17 protein-coding genes are annotated in these 18,788 nt (G+C 69.0%); 9 read left to right on the top strand and 8 right to left on the bottom strand.

Going from position 1 to position 18,788, the window contains the following annotated elements; translation table 11 throughout:
* Window positions 1-14: 14 nt before the first annotated feature.
* The 6 genes from purM to ACWDNU_RS06200 all read right to left on the bottom strand — a co-directional run bounded on the left by purM (window position 15) and on the right by ACWDNU_RS06200 (window position 5,961).
* The gene (purM, locus tag ACWDNU_RS06225) at window positions 15-1,085 is read right to left on the bottom strand and encodes a phosphoribosylformylglycinamidine cyclo-ligase (protein ID WP_378303826.1); all 1,071 of its coding nucleotides are present in this window, start codon (window positions 1,083-1,085) and stop codon (window positions 15-17) included.
* A 31-nt stretch (window positions 1,086-1,116) separates the two neighbouring features.
* Window positions 1,117-2,661, bottom strand: a complete 1,545-nt coding sequence (gene purF / locus ACWDNU_RS06220; RefSeq protein ID WP_370933217.1) for an amidophosphoribosyltransferase — start codon at window positions 2,659-2,661, stop codon at window positions 1,117-1,119.
* Window positions 2,662-3,442: 781 nt separating this feature from the next.
* The gene (locus ACWDNU_RS06215; protein WP_449667991.1) at window positions 3,443-3,832 is read right to left on the bottom strand and encodes a hypothetical protein; all 390 of its coding nucleotides are present in this window, start codon (window positions 3,830-3,832) and stop codon (window positions 3,443-3,445) included.
* The gene (locus ACWDNU_RS06210; protein ID WP_009084772.1) at window positions 3,819-4,058 is read right to left on the bottom strand and encodes a DUF397 domain-containing protein; all 240 of its coding nucleotides are present in this window, start codon (window positions 4,056-4,058) and stop codon (window positions 3,819-3,821) included. The genes ACWDNU_RS06215 and ACWDNU_RS06210 overlap by 14 nt, the downstream gene beginning before the upstream one ends.
* Before the next feature lie 488 nt (window positions 4,059-4,546).
* Window positions 4,547-5,425 carry a helix-turn-helix domain-containing protein gene (locus ACWDNU_RS06205; protein WP_354745996.1) on the bottom strand — a complete coding sequence of 293 codons (879 nt, stop codon included), beginning with the start codon at window positions 5,423-5,425 and terminating at the stop codon, window positions 4,547-4,549.
* A gap of 155 nt (window positions 5,426-5,580) precedes the next feature.
* Window positions 5,581-5,961 (bottom strand): sterol carrier family protein, encoded by a 381-nt coding sequence (locus tag ACWDNU_RS06200; RefSeq protein ID WP_370933213.1) that lies wholly within the window; start codon window positions 5,959-5,961, stop codon window positions 5,581-5,583.
* 59 nt (window positions 5,962-6,020) lie between these two features.
* On the opposite strand from ACWDNU_RS06200, the gene ACWDNU_RS06195 reads away from it, so the two are divergent.
* Together ACWDNU_RS06195 and ACWDNU_RS06190 are read left to right on the top strand one after the other, a co-directional pair.
* Window positions 6,021-6,674, top strand: a complete 654-nt coding sequence (locus tag ACWDNU_RS06195) for a type VII secretion system-associated protein (protein ID WP_037808668.1) — start codon at window positions 6,021-6,023, stop codon at window positions 6,672-6,674.
* Between the two features lie 116 nt (window positions 6,675-6,790).
* A complete protein-coding gene (locus ACWDNU_RS06190; protein ID WP_370940625.1) occupies window positions 6,791-7,582 on the top strand; it encodes a lysozyme in 792 nt (263 codons plus the stop codon).
* A gap of 46 nt (window positions 7,583-7,628) precedes the next feature.
* On the opposite strand, the gene ACWDNU_RS06185 is transcribed toward ACWDNU_RS06190, so the two are convergent.
* Window positions 7,629-7,763 carry a hypothetical protein gene (locus ACWDNU_RS06185; RefSeq protein ID WP_255443103.1) on the bottom strand — a complete coding sequence of 45 codons (135 nt, stop codon included), beginning with the start codon at window positions 7,761-7,763 and terminating at the stop codon, window positions 7,629-7,631.
* Here ACWDNU_RS06185 and ACWDNU_RS06180 point away from each other — a divergent pair.
* The 4 genes from ACWDNU_RS06180 (at window position 7,756) to ACWDNU_RS06165 (ending at window position 11,312) form a co-directional block, all read left to right on the top strand.
* A complete protein-coding gene (locus ACWDNU_RS06180; RefSeq protein ID WP_370933211.1) occupies window positions 7,756-8,646 on the top strand; it encodes a lysozyme in 891 nt (296 codons plus the stop codon). The two genes, ACWDNU_RS06185 and ACWDNU_RS06180, sit on opposite strands and share 8 nt — an antisense overlap.
* 189 nt (window positions 8,647-8,835) lie before the next feature.
* The gene (locus tag ACWDNU_RS06175; protein ID WP_370933210.1) at window positions 8,836-9,693 is read left to right on the top strand and encodes a hypothetical protein; all 858 of its coding nucleotides are present in this window, start codon (window positions 8,836-8,838) and stop codon (window positions 9,691-9,693) included.
* Between the two features lie 4 nt (window positions 9,694-9,697).
* Entirely contained in the window at window positions 9,698-10,633 is a 936-nt protein-coding gene (locus ACWDNU_RS06170) for a pentapeptide repeat-containing protein (RefSeq protein ID WP_449667989.1), read from the top strand.
* A 16-nt stretch (window positions 10,634-10,649) separates the two neighbouring features.
* Window positions 10,650-11,312: a nitroreductase gene (locus tag ACWDNU_RS06165; protein ID WP_449667987.1), complete on the top strand. Its 663-nt coding sequence runs from the start codon at window positions 10,650-10,652 to the stop codon at window positions 11,310-11,312.
* Between the two features lie 36 nt (window positions 11,313-11,348).
* On the opposite strand, the gene purL is transcribed toward ACWDNU_RS06165, so the two are convergent.
* Window positions 11,349-13,655 (bottom strand): phosphoribosylformylglycinamidine synthase subunit PurL, encoded by a 2,307-nt coding sequence (purL, locus tag ACWDNU_RS06160; protein ID WP_370933205.1) that lies wholly within the window; start codon window positions 13,653-13,655, stop codon window positions 11,349-11,351.
* 108 nt (window positions 13,656-13,763) lie between these two features.
* Between purL and ACWDNU_RS06155 the strand changes: the two genes are divergently transcribed.
* The 3 genes from ACWDNU_RS06155 to ACWDNU_RS06145 all read left to right on the top strand — a co-directional run bounded on the left by ACWDNU_RS06155 (window position 13,764) and on the right by ACWDNU_RS06145 (window position 18,594).
* On the top strand, window positions 13,764-15,398 hold the full coding sequence (locus ACWDNU_RS06155; RefSeq protein WP_449667985.1) for an ABC transporter ATP-binding protein: 1,635 nt from the start codon (window positions 13,764-13,766) through the stop codon (window positions 15,396-15,398).
* Window positions 15,395-17,137, top strand: coding sequence for an ABC transporter ATP-binding protein (locus ACWDNU_RS06150; RefSeq protein ID WP_370933202.1), 1,743 nt, complete (start codon window positions 15,395-15,397; stop codon window positions 17,135-17,137). Before ACWDNU_RS06155 ends, ACWDNU_RS06150 begins: the two co-directional genes overlap by 4 nt.
* Window positions 17,138-17,244: 107 nt before the next feature.
* Window positions 17,245-18,594, top strand: a complete 1,350-nt coding sequence (locus tag ACWDNU_RS06145; RefSeq protein ID WP_449667984.1) for an outer membrane protein assembly factor BamB family protein — start codon at window positions 17,245-17,247, stop codon at window positions 18,592-18,594.
* Window positions 18,595-18,788: the final 194 nt, after the last annotated feature.

Here is an 18,788-nt window from a genome sequence, read left to right as displayed (position 1 = left end):
GGGGCAAGCGGCTTTCAGAACCGCGGGTGGTCGCCGGACAGCACCGCGCGCGGACCGTCCGGGTCTTCGGCGGGCTGGACGTCGCCGAGAATCCACGCGGGCACGTGCCGTGCGGTGAGCACCGCCAGCGCCCGGTCGACGTCCTCGGCGGACACGATCGCGACCATGCCGACGCCCATGTTGAACGTCTTCTCCAGCTCCGCGCGCTCGACCTTGCCGCGCTGCCCGATCAGCGCGAACACCGGAGCCGGCGTCCACGTGCCGCGTTCGAGCTTGGCGACGAGGCCGCGCGGCATCACGCGGGCGAGGTTGGCTTCGAGGCCGCCGCCGGTGATGTGCGCGAACGTGCGCACCTCGGTCTCGGCGACCAGCGCGAGGCAGTCCTTCGCGTAAATCTTGGTCGGCTCGAGCAGTTCCTCGCCCAGCGTGCGGCCGAACTCCTCGACGTGACCGTCCAGCGGCATCCGCGCGATGTCCAGCAGCACGTGCCGGGCCAGCGAGTAGCCGTTGGAGTGCAGCCCGGACGAACCCATCGCGAGCACGACGTCGCCGGGGCGCACCTTCTCCGGCGACAGCAGCGCGGACGCCTCGACCGCGCCGACGCCGGTGGCCGACAGGTCGTAGTCGTGCTCGCCCATCAGGCCCGGGTGCTCGGCCGTCTCGCCGCCGAGCAGCGCGCAGCCAGCCTGGACGCAGCCCTCGGCGATGCCGCCGACCAGCGCCGCGATCTTCTCCGGCACGACCTTGCCGACCGCGATGTAGTCCTGCAGGAACAGCGGCTCGGCCCCGGTGACAACGAGGTCGTCGACCACCATCGCGACCAGGTCGATGCCGACCGTGTCGTGCTTGTCGAGCGCCTGCGCGACCGCGATCTTGGTGCCGACGCCGTCCGTGGAGGAGGCGAGGATCGGCTCTTTCCACTTGTCGAGCTTGAGGGAGAAAAGCCCGGCGAAGCCGCCGACCCCGCCGCGCACCTCGGGCCTCGTGGCCCGCTCGGCGTGTGGCTTGAGCAGCTCGACGGCCTGGTCACCGGCGTCGATGCTGACCCCGGCGGCTGCGTACGTGGCGCTCGTGGACTCGCTCACGGAAGCGGACTCCCTACTGGACATGCTTGGTTCACGGACGCCGGACGGCGTCTTCGGCACCGTACCCGGCGGCGCTGACCGGAGTCGCCGCGCCACCTGCGGCGTCCATGCTTTCGAGCAGGTGCTTGCCGATGAGCGCGTCCTCGGGCAGCGGAATCGGGTACTCGCCGGAGAAGCAGGCCGTGCACAGCCGCGACTTCGGCTGCTCCGACGCCGCGACCAGGCCGTCCAGCGAAATGTAGCCGAGCGAATCGGCTCCGATCGAACGGCGGATGCCGTCGAGATCGACGCCGTTGGCGACGAGTTCGGCCCGCGAGGCGAAGTCGATGCCATAGAAGCACGGCCACCGCACCGGCGGCGACGCGATCCGCACGTGCACCTCGAGCGCGCCTGCCTCGCGCAGCATCCGCACGAGCGCGCGCTGGGTGTTGCCACGGACGATCGAGTCGTCCACCACGACCAGGCGCTTGCCGCGGATGACGTCGCGCAGCGGGTTCAGCTTCAGCCGGATCCCGAGCTGCCGGATGGTCTGCGACGGCTGGATGAAGGTGCGCCCGACGTAGGCGTTCTTGACCAGACCGGTGCCGTACGGCAGGCCGGAGCCCTGCGCGTACCCGATCGCGGCCGGGGTGCCGGACTCCGGCACGGGCATCACGAGGTCGGCGTCGACCGGGTGCTCGACGGCCAGCTTCCGGCCGATCTCGACGCGCGTGGCGTGCACGCTGCGGCCGGCGATCGACGTGTCCGGACGGGCGAGGTAGACGTACTCGAAGACGCAGCCCTTGGGCTCCGGGTTCGCGAACCGCGACGAACGCAGCCCCTCGGCGTCGATGGCGATCAGCTCGCCCGGCTCGACCTCGCGCACGAACGACGCGCCGCAGATGTCGAGCGCGGCGGTCTCGCTCGCCACGACCCAGCCGCGCTCCAGCCGGCCGAGCACCAGCGGGTGCACGCCGTGCGGGTCGCGCGCCGCGTACAGGGTGTTCTCGTCGGCGAAGACCAGGCAGAACGCGCCCTTGAGCGTCGGCAGCAGCTCGAGCGCGGCGGCCTCGATGCCCTTGTCGGCGGCGTTCGCGGCGAGCAGCCCGCAGACGAGGTCGGAGTCGCTGGAGGACCCGGTGAGCCCGGCGTGCGGCTTCAGCCCCGCGGCGACGGTGCGGTCGCGCAGCTCGGCGGTGTTGACCAGGTTGCCGTTGTGCGCGAAGGACAGGCCGCTGCCGGTGTCCGTGGTGCGGAAGATCGGCTGGGCGTTCTCCCAGATCGTGGCTCCGGTCGTGGAGTACCGGCAGTGCCCGACGGCGATGTGCCCCTGCAGCGACTGCAGGACCTGCTCGTCGAAGACCTGGCTGACGAGCCCGAGGTCCTTGAAGACGACGATCTGCGAGCCGTCCGAGACGGAGATGCCCGCTGCCTCCTGCCCGCGGTGCTGCAGGGCGTAGAGGCCGTAGTAGGTGAGCTTGGCGACTTCTTCCCCGGGAGCCCAGACGCCGAAGACGCCGCACTCCTCACGGGGTTCCGGATCGGGTTGATCTTGATCTTCGGGTCGAGCAGGACTGGCGGAGGGGTCGGAAACCACCGAGGAGCTCCCAGGAAGACGCGGGCGGGCCAGGTCCAAGTGTAAGGGGTGGATCGGGCGGGGACGGGGGTTGCGGCGTGGTTCTGACCACTACGGGGGAGTGAGTTGTGGAGCGGTGATCTGGTTTTGGAGCGGGGGTCTCGTTGGGTTGGGTCTTTTCGCGTTCGGCTCGTCGCCTGGCGGCGACGTTGCCGTTCTTCTCCTGGGCAGGCACCCCGAAGCCGATTGTGATGACGGTCTGAGGGTGATTGTCAAGGCGGGAAAGATGCCTTGACAACCACCCTCAGACCGCATTTTGGCTTCGTATCGGGGTGCAGGGCGGGGGTGGCTGCATGGCTGAGTTGAGGAGGCGGGATGCGGTTTTGGGCCGCGCGGCTGGGGCGAGTGGGCACGTTGGGGGTCGCGGGTGGGGCTGGCCGCCCGCAGGTGGCGTCGGGGGTGCGGGATGCGGTTTAGGGCGCGCGGCCGGGTGCATGGTCCCGTTGGGTTCGCGGGTGGGGGCTAGCGCCCCAATGTGGCGTTGGGTGCGTCTGACGCACCCAATGCCACATTGGGGCGCATCGGCGGCGGAGGTGAGCGGGCGGGGTTGCGCGGGTCGTGAGGGGAACCCTGAGGGAATCAGAGTTCCTGAGGGTGGCCCTCACGGCAGCAGCTCAGGCACGCGCGACGGCGGGGGGCAGAAATGAACCAGGCCCCGCACGAAGTGGATTGGGCCACTTCGTGCGGGGCCTGAAATCTGGGAGGCACCGGTGGGGACAAAGCGCGGGGAGAAGGGGGCGAATCAGCGAGCGGCTAGCCACTTCGAGCGGCCGCCTCGGCCTGGGACCCAGCAGCCGGTTGCGGAGGCTGCGACGGGGGCCGGTGGGCGCTCGGGGAGGGCCAGCACTTCGCCCAGTACCTGGCTTGCTTCGCCGCGCGAGCGCCAGAGCGTGGTCGCGGGGGCGAAGATGTTCTGCTCGCCGCCAGGCAGGCGCGTGGCCTCGACGTCGTCCTCGGCATTGAGCCGGACGACGTCCACCACGTTGTCGTGGACTCGCACTCCGACCACGGCCTGCACTTCGCCGCTGCCGTCCGTCGGGTGGACGAACTGGTAGCCGCGGTCAATCAGTTCTTGCAGGCCTTGCTCGATGTCGAAGCTGGGTCCGACGACGTTGGTCTCAGCCGAGGACATCGTCGAATTCGCCGTCCTTCGCGCCGGCGAGGAAGGCCGCCATTTCCGCGCGCGTGTAGACGAGCGCGGGGCCCTCCGGGAAACGCGAGTTCCGCATCGCGATCTCGCCCGAGACCAGCGGGGCTACTTCAACACAGTTGCCTACCGCGCCGCTGTAGCTCGCCTTGCGCCACTGGGCGCCGGTCAGACGGTCGGCCGGAATACCGTTCTCGAACCGCTCAGCCATGATGCCACCTTCCGGGAAGGACGATGAAAAGCTCAGGAATCTGCATGTGCATCTGCCCGCGACTTCGACGCTAGCACGCGCGCATGCAGCGGTAAATGCACGTGCAGAATTTTCTGCAAATTTCTCACTGCGTGACGACACGGTTCAGTAGAAGTTCCCAGACGGGTGATTCGAGCACTACCTGAACGGGCTAATTATCACCTTGGGTAACGATATTGGCGGTCTGATAACGCACCGCGTTCGTGACTCGCCGCCGCTGGGTGCAGCGGGTGAATGAAGAACACTGACCGTGATGGCTAACGGGGCGAGAAGAAGGCGTCGGACCGGGTCAGTGGAAACAGTCTCCGGACTTATGCACGCTCGGTGATGAGAATGCGGGTGGGCGTTCGCTATTCGGTTACCGCTCGCCCGGATGGTGGGGCGGGATTCGTCGCCAGGAGAATTTCACCGGAGCCGAGCGCCTCGGTGCGGTGAAGAGAGAACAGCGCTTAGATCTCGGCCTTGCGCTTGGCGATGCGGGCCCGGCTGCGCTCGGGGGTCTCCGCGTCGACGGCCAGCAGGTCCAGCGCTCGGCCGTACTTCTCGATCTCGTCGCGCTTGTCCAGGTAGTGCGCGCCGGTCAGGTACTCGACGTAGACGATGTTCGGCAGTTCCGCCTCGGCGAAGCGCAGCAGCGAGAACGCGTGCTCGGCCGACAGACCGCTGCGGCAGTACGGCAGGATCTGCACCGACACGTGCGGCAGCGTGGTGACCTCGAGCAGGTATTCCAGCTGCTGCCGGAACACCTTGGGGCCGCCGATCGGCCGGTACAGCACCGATTCGTCGAGCACCGCCCAGATCCGCGGCGCGTCGGGGCGGGCCAGCATCTTCTGCCGCCGCATGCGCAGGGCTACCAGCTGGTCCACGCGTTCGTCGGCCATTTCCGGGCGGCCGTGGCTGAAGATCGCTCGCGCGTACGGCTCGATCTGCAGCAGGCCGGACACGAACAGCGGCTCCCAGATCTGGATCCGGGACGCCGCCTCCTCAAGACCGACGAGGTCGGTGAACCATCCGGGCACCGTCTCGCCGAACTTGCGCCACCAGCCCGCTTCGTTCGACTGCTTGACCATGTCGAGGAACGCTTTGCGCTCTTCGTCGTCGGAGACGCCGTACATGGTGAGCAGGTCGGCGACGTCGCGTTCCTTGAAGCCGACTCGGCCGAGTTCCAGCCGGGAGATCTTGGATTCCGAACCGCGGATGTTGTAACCGGCCTGCTGGCGCGTGATCCCGGCTTCCTCGCGCAACCGGCGAAGCTGCGAACCGAGGATCATCCGGCGCGCTGTCGGGCCGAGGCTCTGCTCGCCGGCGGACACGCCTACCGCGTTCATGACCAGGGCCCTTCCATTGCCGCTCGTACGAAATCCGACTACCCAAAGTACACGCATGGCACTGCCCGGACAGCGTGGCACAGGCCCGCGTTCAGGGGATTCTACGGAGTGTGTGCCTCAGAAGACACACCCGCGGGAACAATTCCGGCGGAAAATCAGATCCGCACGACCGGAAGCCAGTGCGAAAGGTCCGCGCGGCTGCCCGAGGCGGATACGCGTGCGGCGCTCAGCGCGTCGTCCCAGTCCAGGAGGCCGGTGGCCAGTTCGAGCCACGTCCGCGGGTCGGTCTCGATCACGTTCGGCGGCGTGCCGCGGGTGTGGCGCGGGCCCTCGACGCACTGCACCGCGGCGTACGGCGGGACCCGGACCTCGACTGTGTGCCCGGGTGCGTCCTGGGCGAGGGTCCGCAGCGTCGCGCGCACCGCGGCGGCCAGGTCGGGGCGCGCCGGATCCGGTCCGTCGCCGCGCAACCAGTCCGAAACGGCCAGCACCGCCGCTCGTAACTGAGCGGGATCGACCGAACGCGAAGAGGCCATGCGACAACAGTAGAGTGACGGCGAACGGAGTTTCAGGCACCCGGCACCGAGGGACGGCGATGGCGCAGCGGGACGAGGCAGATCGGATGGTTTCCCGGACCCCGGCGGGCAAACGCGCGCGCCGGAACGCGTATCCGCGCCGCGGGCCGCAAGGAAAACCCGAGATCACTCCCGAGATGCGGGCCAACGCGCGGACCAACCCGAACAGCTGGCTGTATGTCATCGACGAGGCCTTCGACGCTCGCGGTCCGGTGCCGTCGTGGGCGGTCGTCGGCGCGTACCCGGTGAACGGAACGGGAGAGGTCGTCGAAGACTTCCACCCCAACGACCGGTACCGGCCCTCGCCGAAGGCGCTCGGTTTTCCCGAGCCGCGCAACGAACTCGAGCGGCTGCTGCAGATGGTCCGCACCGAGCACCGGCCCGCCGAAGACCTGCCGCGCGTCATCCTCGATTCGACGCTGCTCGTCTACGCCCTGTCCCCGGTGCAGCGCACGGTGATCGGCTTCCACAACGCCGACGGCCGGGTCATGGTCCCGGCGTACACGTCGAAGTCGCTGGTGCCGCGCGAATGGCCGCACGCCCGCGCGGTGCTCGGCCGCGACATCGTCGGGCTGCTCGCCGGACATCCGCTCGCGGTCAACCCGCACGACCTGATCACCGCGGTCGTGCCGGCCGAGCACCTGATGAAGGCGCTGGCCGAAGAACGGCGCTGACCTGGGCAGACCACTCTGCCGAGTGATCATGATTCGCCGAAGTCCCCGCATCCGGGCATCGTGACGCAGTAGGAGTACACGCGTCCGGTGAGGAGCCCTGGGTGAAGCGTCATCTGCTGCTGCGCTGGAGCGCGGTTCTCTTCGCCGGGATCACCGGCACGTCCCTGTGCGAAACGGCGGAGGCCGCGCCGAGCTACGCCGGGGCCGCGGACAACTACGCCGGTTCGCAAATCGCGAAGCACGAAGGTGTGCTGGGAGCGCCGAACATCTCCTACACGACGGCGGATCAGTACCTCGGGCACGACGTCAGCGGCCACCAAGGCCCGGTCGACTGGCCGGCCGCCGCCGGAGCTGGCGCGAAGTTCGTGTACGTGAAAGCGACCGAGGGCACCGGGTTCGTCAGCGGGCAGTTCGCCCAGCAGTACAACGGTTCCTACCAAGTGGGGATGGTCCGCGGTGCCTACCACTTCGCACGGCCGGACGTGTCCGACGGCGCGGCGCAGGCCAACTACTTCCTCGCACACGGCGGCGGCTGGTCGGCCGATGGCAAGACGCTTCCGGGCGCACTCGACATGGAATACAACCCCTACGGCGAAACGTGTTACGGCAAGGACGCGAACGGGATGGTCGCGTGGGTTCGCGCGTTCTCCGACACCTATCGCGCCCGCACCGGACGGCTGCCGACGATCTATACGTCGACCAGCTGGTGGAAACGCTGCACCGGAAACAACCCTTCTTTCGGAGGGAATCCGCTCTGGATCGCGCGCTACAACTCCTTCATCGGCGAACTCCCGGCGGGCTGGGGACAGCACGCCATCTGGCAGTTCTCGAACAGCGGGACCCTGCCAGGCGACCAGAACTGGCTCAATGGAGCCCAAACAGCCCTGCGCAATCTGGCATTCGGGTGAACATTCGTGACGTTGTCACGAATTAGTCATCACCGCCCGATGAAAATCACCCACTCGCCCATTCATCTTCACGGAACTTGATGACAAACGACGATTCGTCCTCAAGAATCTCCCCCGTGGCGGCTACCTGCACATAGCCGCCCTCCGCGAGGGTATCTGTGAAGGGATCGACGATGTCCACTTCCCGAAGAGGGCGGCGCACCGCGCTGCTGTCCGCTCTGACCGTCCCGGTTGTCGCGCTCCTGCTCGGCGCTTCAACGGAGGCGACGGCCGCCCCGGCCGAATCCCCGCTTTCGGCGCGGGAGATCAACGCCGTCAACGCCGACATCCAGGCGAACAACCACACCATGGGTTCGCAGATCCGGCGCGTCGAGGGGGATCAGTCCACCCCCGAGACGAAAACCGCCGCGCAGCAACCGCAACCGGGCGCCGCGCTGCCGAACCAGGTGGCGGCCGCCGTCGCCGGCATCGACGTGTCCGGTTACCAGGGCAATGTCGACTGGGGCAACTGGTGGGGCCAGGGCAAGCGGTTCGTGTGGACCAAGGCCACTGAGAGCACGACTTACACGAACCCCTACTTCGCCCAGCAGTACAACGGTTCCTACAACCAGGGATTCATCCGGGGCGCCTACCACTTCGCCACGCCGAACACCTCCAGCGGCGCGACGCAGGCGAACTACTTCGTCTCGCACGGCGGCGGCTGGTCGCGCGACGGCAAGACGCTGCCCGGCGTGCTCGACATCGAGTACAACCCTTACGGCGCGACCTGTTACGGCCTGAGCAAGGCGTCGATGACCGCGTGGATCAAGGACTTCCACGACACCTATCACGCCAGGACGGGCCGCTGGCCGGTGATCTACACGTCGACGAACTGGTGGAACCAGTGCGCCGGCGGCGATTTCTCCAGCACCGCGCCGCTGTGGATCGCGCGGTACGCGTCCTCGGCCGGAACGCTTCCGTACAACTGGGGCTACTACACCGTGTGGCAGTACACCTCGAGCCCGCTGGACCAGGACACGTTCAACGGCGCCTACGACCGGCTGCAGGCACTCGCCAACGGCTGATCTGAGGGCGCGCACGGACGCGGCTCCCGGTTCACCCCGCCTCCTGCCAGGCGGGGCGGCCGGGAGCCGCTTTTGTGCGAGCTTTACCCGCCTTGCACAATGCAGACCTGGGGCGGAGACGGAACCGCCTGAGCCGGCGGGGCGTCAGACCGCGGCGCGAGTCGGTGCAGCAGGAAGGCGGAACCGGAGATGACTTACCCACCGCAGCCCGGACAGGGCGGGGATCCTTACGGCCAGGGCTGGCAGCAGCCCGGCTCGGGCGGGGTGCCGCAGCAGCCGGGGTGGGACCCCAACCAGGCTCACCAGCAGCCGGGCTGGGACCCGAACGCCCAGCACCAGCAGCAGCCCGCCTGGGATCCGAACGCCCAGCAGCAGCCGCAGCAAGGCTGGGACCCGAACGCTCAGCAGCAGTACCCGGGGTACCAGCAGCAGCCGTACCCCGGCACCCAGCAGTTCCCGCAGCAGGGCTGGGACCAGCAGCAATACCCGGGCGGACCGGGCGGCGAGCCGCCGAAGAACAACAAGACCGGGCTGTGGATCGGCATCGCCGTCGCGGTCGTCGTGGTGGTCGCGCTGGGCATCACCGGGTTCGTCGCGCCGGGGTTCTTCCTGAGCAAGGACGACAAGGGCAGCTCGCAGGCGCAGCCGCCGGCCCCCGCTCCGTCCCCGTCCCAGTCCTCGGAGGCTCCGCTGCCGAGCGACTCGTCGTCGCCGTCGACGGATTCGAGCGAGGACCCCGGCTCCAGCGGAGCGTCGGGCGAGGCGAAGCAGGTCATCGACAACTTCCTCGCCAAGCTCAACGCCAAGGACGCCGCCGGCGCCACCGCGCTGGCCTGCCAGGGCACCGAGAGCATGTCGAAGCGCAGCATCGACGAGACCACCAGCGGCGACCCGCAGCTCACGCTGGGCAAGGTCACCGCGGGCAGCGCCACGACGAGCGCCCGGATCACCGGCACGCTGTCGGGCAAGGACGCCAGCGGCACGATGGTGATCATGAACCGCGGCGGCGGTTACTGCGTGGGGCTGTACCTGATCCTGGCGTTCTGACCCGGTGCGCTCGCCGCTGCTGTGGACGTTGATCGCGTCCGTGGCACTGCTGTGCGGGGTCGGTGGCTGGTTGCTTACCGACCCCGCGACGAGCCGCAGTGAAGCGCTCAAGACCGCCGGTCTCGCCGGTGGCGCGGTCGCAGCGTTGTACGCGTTGTGGCTCAACGACCGCCGTCGCCGCGTCGAGGAGGCGCGGCAGGTGATCGAGCAGCAGCGGCACGACGTCGACCGCGAGCGGATCTCCGACGAGCGGTTCGCGAAGTCGGTGGAATTGCTGGGGCACGAGGCCGATCAGGTGCGCGTGGGGGCGTTGCACGCGCTGGCCGGGCTGGCGCGCACGCGGCCGGAGTATCGGCAGACTGTGCTGGACGTGCTGTGTTCTTATCTGCGGCGGCCGTTCATTCATGGCCGCTATGAGGGTGTCGACGTTACGCCTGAAGAAGAACGTGAGCTGCAGGTGCGGCTTACCGCGCAACGGCTGATCCGGGACCTGCTGCCACTGTCCGATGTGGACGGACCAGGTCCGGACCTCGATCTGACCGGCGCAGTACTCGAGTATTTCGACCTATCCCACCGCCGGATCGGCGGATTGCTGCTGCGGCACGCTTCACTGTACAGCAGCACGAACTTGAGCGGCTGCGTCTTCACCGGCCAGGCTTACTTCACCGCCGCGGGCACCGGACCCGGTCGTCTCGTGGGCGTTTTCCGTTGCCGCAACACAACTTTCCAGGACCGGGCTTGGTTCTCCGGCACCGAGTTCTCGGAGCGGACCAACTTCTCCGACACCACGTTCGCCGGGCGGACCACCTTCAAGGGTGCGACTTTCGCGAAGGAAGTCCTGTTCGACGGGGCGACTTTCGCGGATTCCGACGAGCTCCAGTTGCCGGACGGCTGGAAGCTGGAACCTCGGAATGGCGGATATGTCGCGGTGCCGATCTGAGTAGCATCAAAAAACCGTGGACGTCTACGAAGCGGTGCGCTCCCGGCGGTCGGTCCGCGGCTTTCTCGGCAAGCTGGTACCCGACGAAGTCCTGACCCGAGTCCTCACCGCGGCCTTGCGCGCGCCCTCCGGCGGAAATCTGCAGCCGTGGCGGGTGTACGTCCTGACCGGCGCGAAGCTGGCCGAGCTGAAATACCTGGTCCGAGAGCGGATCACGGACGGCGACACCGGTGATCCGCCGCAGGTGCTGCCCTATCCGGAAACGCTGCCCGAGCAGTACGCGCGGCGGATCGAGGAGCTGGGCGCGCTGCGCTACGGAGCGGTCGGCATCGCGCGGGAGGACTACGCGGGCCGGGAACGGGTTCGCGTCCGGAACTGGGACTTATTCGGCGCTCCGGTCGGCCTGTTCTGCTTTCTGAACGAGCAGATGCTGCCCCCGCAATGGCTGGACGCGGGGATGTTTTTGCAGACCGTGATGGTGCTGCTGCGCGCCGAGGGGCTCGACAGTTGCGCGCAAATCGCGTGGGGCCGGTACCACCGGAGCGTCACGGAAATCGCGGAGCCGCCTGCCGGTTATGTCCTCGGATGCGGCATGTCGATCGGGTACGCCGATCCGGACGAGCCTCGGCCCGCGATCCCTCGGGCACCGCTGGCGGAGGTGGTCACGTTCCGGTCGTGAGTGCCGGTGCCGGTCAGCACCGGCACTCACGAGGCCTCAGTCGAACAGGGCCGGAAGGGTCTTTTCCCAGGTCTCGCGCAGTTCTTCGAGGCTGAACTCCGTGACGCCCTGGATCTCCAGCGTGCCGGAATCCGGGTCGACGACGCCGGTCTTGCGCCACGGCAGGCCGCGCGCGGTGCACATCTCGGTGAACCGCAGCTCCTCCGTGCGCGGGACCGCCACGAGCACACGGCCGGACGACTCGGAGAACAGCTGCACGAACGGGTCCTGGTCGCGGTCGAGGAACACCCGGGCCCCGCACTGTCCAATGAGGACAGTTTCGGTGAGGGCCTGGGCCAGACCGCCGTCGGCGAGGTCGTGCGCGGCGGAGATCATGCCGTCGCGCGAACCGGCCACCAGGACGTCGGCCAGCAGCTTCTCGCGGGCCAGGTCGACGCGGGGCGGAACGCCGCCGAGGTGGCCGTGCAGCTCGCGGGCCCAGGCCGAACCGTCCAGCTCGTCGTGGGTGTCGCCGAGCAGCAGCAGCGTCTCGCCGGCCTCCGCGCCGATGCCGGTCGGGATGCGGCGGGTGACGTCGTCGATCACGCCGAGCACCGCGATCACCGGGGTCGGCAGGATCGCCGTGTCGCCGGTCTGGTTGAAGAAGCTGACGTTGCCGCCGGTGACCGGGATGCCCAGCTCGACGCACGCGTCGGCGAGACCGTGCACGGCCTGCTCGAACTGCCACATCACGCCCGGGTCGGTCGGGGCGCCGAAGTTGAGGCAGTCGGACACCGCGACCGGGGTCGCGCCGCCGGTGGCGACGTTCCGGTAGGCCTCGGCCAGCGCGAGCTGCGCGCCGCGGTACGGGTCGAGGTAGACGAACTTCGCGTTGCAGTCGGTGGCCACCGAGACGCCGCGGTTGCTCTCCTCGTCGATCCGGATCATCCCCGAGTCGGACGGCTGGGACAGCACCGAATTGCCGCGCACGTAGCGGTCGTACTGCGCGGTCACCCATTCCTTCGACGCCTGGTTCGGCGACGCGATGAGCTTCAGGAAGTCCGCGCGCAGTTCCTCCGGCGTCGACGGACGCGGCAGCTTCGCGGAGGTGTCGGCGATCAGGCCGTCCTGGAACGCGGGGCGCTCGATCGGGCGGTCGTAGACCGGACCCTGGTGCGCGACGGTGTGCGCGGGCACGTCGACCACGATCTCGTCGTTCCAGGTGATCACGAGGTGCTCGCCGTCGGTGACCTCGCCGATGTCGGTGGCGATGACGTCCCACTTGGCGCAGACCGCCATGAACGCGTCGACGTTCTCCGGCGAGACGACCGCGCACATGCGCTCCTGCGACTCGCTGGACAGCACCTCGGCGGGCGTCATTCCGGTGGCGCGCAACGGAACCCGGTCGAGGTAGATGTGCATGCCGCCGTCACCGGCCGCGGCCAGCTCGGACGTCGCGCAGGACAGCCCAGCGCCGCCGAGGTCCTGGATGCCGACGACCAGCTTCTCCCGGAACAGGTCGAGACAGCACTCGATGAGCACCTTCTCGGTGAACGGGTCGCCGACCTGCACGCTGGGCAACTTGCGCCGGCCCGCCGCGGATTCGTCGCCGGAGAAGGTGTCGCTGGCGAGCACGGACACGCCGCCGATGCCGTCGAGGCCGGTGCGCGCGCCGAACAGGATGATCTTGTTGCCTGAGCCGGAAGCGAACGCCAAGTGCAGGTCCTCGGTGCGCATCGCGCCCACGCACAGCGCGTTGACCAGCGGGTTGCCCGCGTAGGAGGGGTCGAAGACCAGCTCGCCGCCGATGTTCGGCAGGCCGAGGCAGTTGCCGTAGCCGCCGACGCCCGCGACCACGCCGGGCAGCACGCGCTTGGTGTCCGGCGCGTCGGCCGGGCCGAAGCGCAGCGCGTCCTGCACCGCGAGCGGCCGCGCGCCCATCGCCATGATGTCGCGGACGATGCCGCCGACGCCGGTGGCCGCGCCCTGGTACGGCTCCACATAGGACGGATGGTTGTGGCTTTCCACCTTGAAGGTGACCGCCCAGCCGTCGCCGATGTCGACGACGCCCGCGTTCTCGCCGATGCCGGCCAGCATCTTGGCCTTCATCTCGTCGGTGGCGGTCTCGCCGAAGTAGCGCAGGTGCTTCTTCGAGGACTTGTAGGAGCAGTGCTCGCTCCACATCACCGAGTACATCGCGAGCTCGGCGTCGGTGGGCCGGCGGCCGAGGATTTCCCGGATCCGCGCGTACTCGTCTTCGGCGAGGCCGAGTTCGACGTACGGCTGGCTCGTTTCCGGGGTCGCCGCGGCCACTGCGGTGGTGTCAACTGTGCTGGTCACGGTGTCCGTGTCAGGGTTCGCCACGACCTCAAGACTACGTGTCGGCCGGGTCACACCCGCAGCCGCCCAGGCTGGTCGCGCGGGGATAAATCAGTCGCGCTGGACAGTCCCGGCGGCTTAGCGTCAGTGATCGTGCTTTCCGCCACGTACCGCTTTCCCGCCATCCGACTCCCGCAACGTCCGACGCCGGTCCGGTACCTGCTGGCGGTCCTGCGCGCGCGGCCGTGGCTCGTCCTCGGCGCGGCGGTGACCGGGGCGGGCTGGTCGCTGCCGAGCGCCTTGCTGCCGCTGGTGATCGGCCGCGGCGTCGGCGCGATCGCGGACGGCGACACCTCCGCGCTGTGGCGCTGGGCGCTGGTCGCGGGTGTGCTCGGCGTGGTGCAGGCGCTGCTCGGCACCGGGCTGCACTTCGCGGCGTACGGCATGTGGATCCACGGCGCGGGCACCACGCAACGCCTGGTCACCGACCACACGACCCGGCTCGGCGCGACCCTGCGCGAGTCGGCCAGCACCGGCAACGTCGTCGCGGTCACCTCGTCGGACATGAACTGGATCGGCAACGCGTTCGAGGTCATCGGCCGCACGATCGGGTCGATCGTGGCGTTCGTGGTCATCGGGATCGCGATGCTCAGCACGTCGCCGCTGCTGGGCACGGTCGCGCTCGTCGGCGTCCCGCTCGCGGTGCTCGGCATCGGCCCGCTGCTCGCGCCGCTGCAGAAGCGCAAGACCACGCAGCGGGAGAATCTGAGCGAGGTGAACGCGCTCGGCGCGGACATTGTGTCCGGGCTGCGGATCCTGCGCGGCGTCGGCGGCGAACGGCGGTTCCTGCGCCGGTTCCACGACGCCAGCCAGCTGGTGCGCCGCTCCGGCGTCGAGGTCGGGCGCAGCGAATCGTGGCTCGCCGCGGCGGAAGTGCTGCTGCCCGGACTGGTCACGGTGGCGATCACCTGGCTGGGGGCCCGGCTCGCGCTCGACGGCACGATCGGCGTCGGCGAACTGGTCGCTTTCTACGGCGTTTCGGCGTTCCTGGTGGTGCCGGTGAGCACGGCGACCGAGCAGGTCAGCGCGCTCAGCTCGGGCCTGGTCGCGGCGCGCAAGGTGTGCGGTCTGCTCGCCCTGCGGCCGAAGCTGGCCGACCCGGCGTCGCCGCAGCCGCTGCCGGACGGGCCGCTGGAACTGGTGGACACCACCAGCGGCATCCGCGTCGCGCCGGGCAAGCTGACGGTGGTCGACCTCGGTGCCGAAGCGGAAGCGATCGCCGAGCGAATGGCCCGGTTCGCGGATCCGGGCGAGGACGAGAAGGTGCTGGTCGGCGGCGTGCCCGCGGATCGCGTCGCGCTCGCCGAGCTGCGGACCCGAGTGGTGTACGCGCACAACCAGGACATCTGGTTCTCCGGGGTGCTGCGCGAACAGCTGGAGCCGGCGCGCCCGGGCAGCGTCGACATCTTCGCGGCGCTGCACGCGGCGGACGCCGAGGACATCGTCGAAGCGCTGCCGCGCGGGGTCGACGAGCTGATCGGCGAACGCGGGCGGGAGGTGTCCGGCGGCCAGCGACAGCGGCTGAGCCTGGCCCGTGCGCTGGCGACCGACGCCGACGTACTGCTGCTGGACGAGCCGACCTCGGCCGTCGACGCGCACACCGAGGCCCGGATCACCCAGCGCGCCAAGGAATTGCGGAACGGAAGGACGACGGTGGTGTTCAGCCAGAGTCCATTGTGGAGGAACGTGGCCGACGAGGTCGTGCACGGAAAGGCAGTGGCGGTATGACGACGCGGCTCCCGCTCGCGTCGAGGCGCGAAGTCCGGCAATGGGTGCGGCGTACGGCCGCCGAGCACCGGCGCGAGTTCTCCTTGATGCTCGGCCTGTTCTTCCTCGCCACGCTGATCGGGCTGGCCGGGCCGCAGCTGCTCGGCCTGCTGGTGGACGGCGTGGTCGAGCATGGCGCGACGCTGCGGGTCGACCTGCTGGCCGCGGCGTTCGTGGTGGTGCTCGTGCTGCAGGCGTGGGCGAAGAAGGCGGCCCGGCTGCGCGGACGCGTCTTCGGCGAACGCGTGCTGGCGGAGAACCGCGAACGGTTCGTCAAGAACGCGCTCGACCTGCCGCTGGGCACCGTCGAGGCGGCCGGGACCGGCGACCTGCTCAGCCGCGCGACCAGCGACATCAGCAGGTTGGACCACGCGGTGCGCTTCGCCGCGCCGGAAATCCTGATCGCCACCGCCACCGTGCTGCTGACGACCATCGCGATGATCGTGACGTCGCCGCTGCTCGCGCTCACCCTGCTCGTGGCACTGCCGCTGCTGGTCCCGGTGAACATCTGGTACCAGCGGGTGATTCCGAAGGCGTTCGCGTGGATGCTCGACCGGTGGGGCGACCTGCAGTCGGTCACCCACGAGACGGTGGAGGGCGCGCGGACCGCGGAGGCGCTGAGCCTCACCGAGCGGCGGCTGAGCACCGGACATCGCGCGCTCGACCAGGCGGTGCTCGGCGAGCGGCGGATGCGGGCGTATCAGCTGCGCTGGCTGCCGTCGCTGGAGTTCAGCTACGTGCTGCCGATCGCGGCGCTGCTGCTGCTCGGGCTGTTCGCGTACCAGCAGGGCTGGGCCGGACTCGGCACGATCACCACGATGCTGGCGTACGCGCAGGCGATGACCACGCCGCTCAACGAGGCGCTGTTCTGGCTGGAAGACCTGCAGGTCGCGCTGGCCGCCGCGCGCCGGATCCTCGGCGTGCACCCGACCGAAACGGCCGCGAAGGTCACCGACGTGCCGCGCGGGCGCGACATCGAGGTGCGCGACGTCCGGTTCGGCTACACCGCGGATCGCGAGGTGCTGCACGGCATCAGCCTGAGCGTGCCGCGCGGCGAACGGCTGGCGATCGTCGGTCCGTCGGGTGCGGGAAAGTCGACGTTGGGCAGGCTGCTGGCCGGGATCTCGGCGCCGACAGCGGGTTCGATCCAGGTCGGCGGTACCGAGGTGTCGACGCTCGCGGACGACGTGCTGCGCGGCGAGGTTCTGCTGCTGACGCAGGAGCACCACACGTTTTCCGGGACGCTGCGGGAAAACCTGGCGCTGCCCGCCCGGCGCGACGGCGGGGACTGGACCGACGAGGAACTGATGGCCTCGCTCGCGTCCGCCGGTGCGGCGGAATGGGCGGCCGGACTGCCGGACGGCCTGGACACCAAACTCGGCTCCGGCGCGTACTCGGTCCCGGCCGGTCTAGCGCAGCAGTTGGCGCTGGCCCGGGTCGTCCTGGCTGACCCGCACACGCTGGTCCTGGACGAGGCGACGTCGCTGCTGGACACCGGTTCGGCCCGGGAATTGGAACGGTCGCTGAACGCGGTGCTCGAAGGCCGAACGGTGATCGCGATCGCGCACCGGCTGCACACGGCCGCCGCGGCCGACCGGGTCGCGGTCGTCGAGGGCGGGCAGATCACCGAGCTGGGTCCGCATCAGGAACTGATCGCGGCGGGCGGACCGTATTCGCGGCTAGTCGAGGCAGCGAGCTGAAGCGCGATTCCCGGACGACAAATCCGGCGCGGTGAAAGCTGCCGCGTAACTTTGGAAGAATCAGATTTCCCCAAATACACTGCCCGCATCGGAAGGGGGAGCGGGTAGTGACTGACAAAATGGGCGGCCGGCGGGCCCTCCTCGTAAGCTCGGCATTTCTGGCAGCCGTGGTGATCGCGGCGATCGTGGTACCGCTTGCGCTCAACAGCGGCAAGGTGTCCGGCCACGCGATCGCGGTGTCCCAGTCAGGTCCGTGGCAGCTGGGATCGGACCGGATCGCGCCGTACGACATCGGCATCGATTCCTGGGTCGTTGGCGACGATCTGGTTCTGGTGAACGACACCTATGCGGTCGCGTACGCACGGAGCGACGGCAAGGAACGCTGGCGGGTCCCCTCCCCGTCCGGCCATTTCTGCGGGGCGAGCACCTCTGTCGTCGACAACCGCATCGCCGTCGGCTATGGGGATCTCTGCTCGAGCGCGGCCGTGCTGGATGTCAACGCGGGAAAGCTGCTGTGGCAGCGGGCGATGCCCATCACCTCGTCGGGAAGCCCATCGGAGGCGAAACTCGACGAGCACGCAGTGCTGGCGATCGTCGGCGGTTCGGTCGTGGTCGTGCACTACCAGCAGTTGCTCGGGCTGGACGCGGCCACCGGTGCCGTCCGCTGGTCCGAGGTCACGCCACCGACCGACGAGAAGGTGTACTCGAACTGCATCCCGTCGGACGGGATGCCGCGGAGCGCGGACTTCGTGCTGCTGTCCCACTGCAGCGCCAAGGACGCCGGCGACGACTTGTACGCCGCCGTTGCCGTCGATCCCGCGACCGGAAAAATCAAGCAGCACAACGAGTTCGTGAAGAGCAAGTCCTACCTCACGATGGCGTGGGTGAGCGCGTCGCCGCTGGTCGCCTACCTCAGCGATACCTCGAAAGGGTTGTACGAAACTCTCGACGACTCGCTCGAACCGGTCTCCAGCATCGAGGCCGGAGACGCGGTGAACGGCTTCATGGGCGACGACGGATTCGGCTACAGCCTGAGCGGGGTCTCCAACGGCACGTCACATCGACGTTCGCGAGCACTCGTCACGGGCACCACGATGATCGCGCTGACAAGCCCGCAGAAGCCCAACCGCCTCGCCGCGTTCGACCTCCGCACCGGCGCCAAACGCTGGGAAGTCCCGGCGCCCGGCGGCGGCATTGTCGCGGCACCGCTCGCGGTGGAGGGCGGGCAGGTGATCGCCGTGGTCTCCGCTGGCGAGGACAATCCTGATCAGCACATCGTCAAGTTCGCACTGGACACCGGAGCTGTGACACCTGTGCGCACGGTCTCGCTCCCGGGTTCCGGCAATCGCCGCTTGGCACCGTGGTTCTGCCGCTTGTTCTGGGCAGACGGGGCCGTTTTCGGAGTCCGCGGGATCTACACCGCGCAGTCCACGGCGTTGGTATTCCGGCTCGGCTGATTCTTCTGCCTCGGCTGATTCTTCTGCCTCGGCTTCGCCGAGGCGTGCGGGATCGCCTTTAAGCCGACGTCTGGGGGAGCAGCGCACTCGGCCCCGGGGGGCCGAGCACGCTGCTCCCCCAGACGTCGGCGCGATCCCGCGTTGTGGTTCCGATTGGTTAAAGAGGCCGGGCCGCGAGTGGGCGGAATGTCTGG

The sequence above is a fragment of the Amycolatopsis sp. NPDC003676 genome (genome assembly GCF_053587275.1).
This window is presented reverse-complemented; position numbering and strand designations above follow the sequence as displayed.

Coding starts and splice junctions, on each gene's coding strand:
- ACWDNU_RS06210 (WP_009084772.1), bottom strand. CDS start 4,058: ATGGCTGAGCGGTTCGAGAACGGTATTCCGGCCGACCGTCTGACCGGC.
- ACWDNU_RS06180 (WP_370933211.1), top strand. CDS start 7,756: ATGTCCACTTCCCGAAGAGGGCGGCGCACCGCGCTGCTGTCCGCTCTG.
- ACWDNU_RS06200 (WP_370933213.1), bottom strand. CDS start 5,961: ATGGCCTCTTCGCGTTCGGTCGATCCCGCTCAGTTACGAGCGGCGGTG.
- ACWDNU_RS06195 (WP_037808668.1), top strand. CDS start 6,021: ATGGCGCAGCGGGACGAGGCAGATCGGATGGTTTCCCGGACCCCGGCG.
- ACWDNU_RS06215 (WP_449667991.1), bottom strand. CDS start 3,832: ATGTCCTCGGCTGAGACCAACGTCGTCGGACCCAGCTTCGACATCGAG.
- ACWDNU_RS06175 (WP_370933210.1), top strand. CDS start 8,836: ATGACTTACCCACCGCAGCCCGGACAGGGCGGGGATCCTTACGGCCAG.
- ACWDNU_RS06205 (WP_354745996.1), bottom strand. CDS start 5,425: ATGAACGCGGTAGGCGTGTCCGCCGGCGAGCAGAGCCTCGGCCCGACA.
- ACWDNU_RS06150 (WP_370933202.1), top strand. CDS start 15,395: ATGACGACGCGGCTCCCGCTCGCGTCGAGGCGCGAAGTCCGGCAATGG.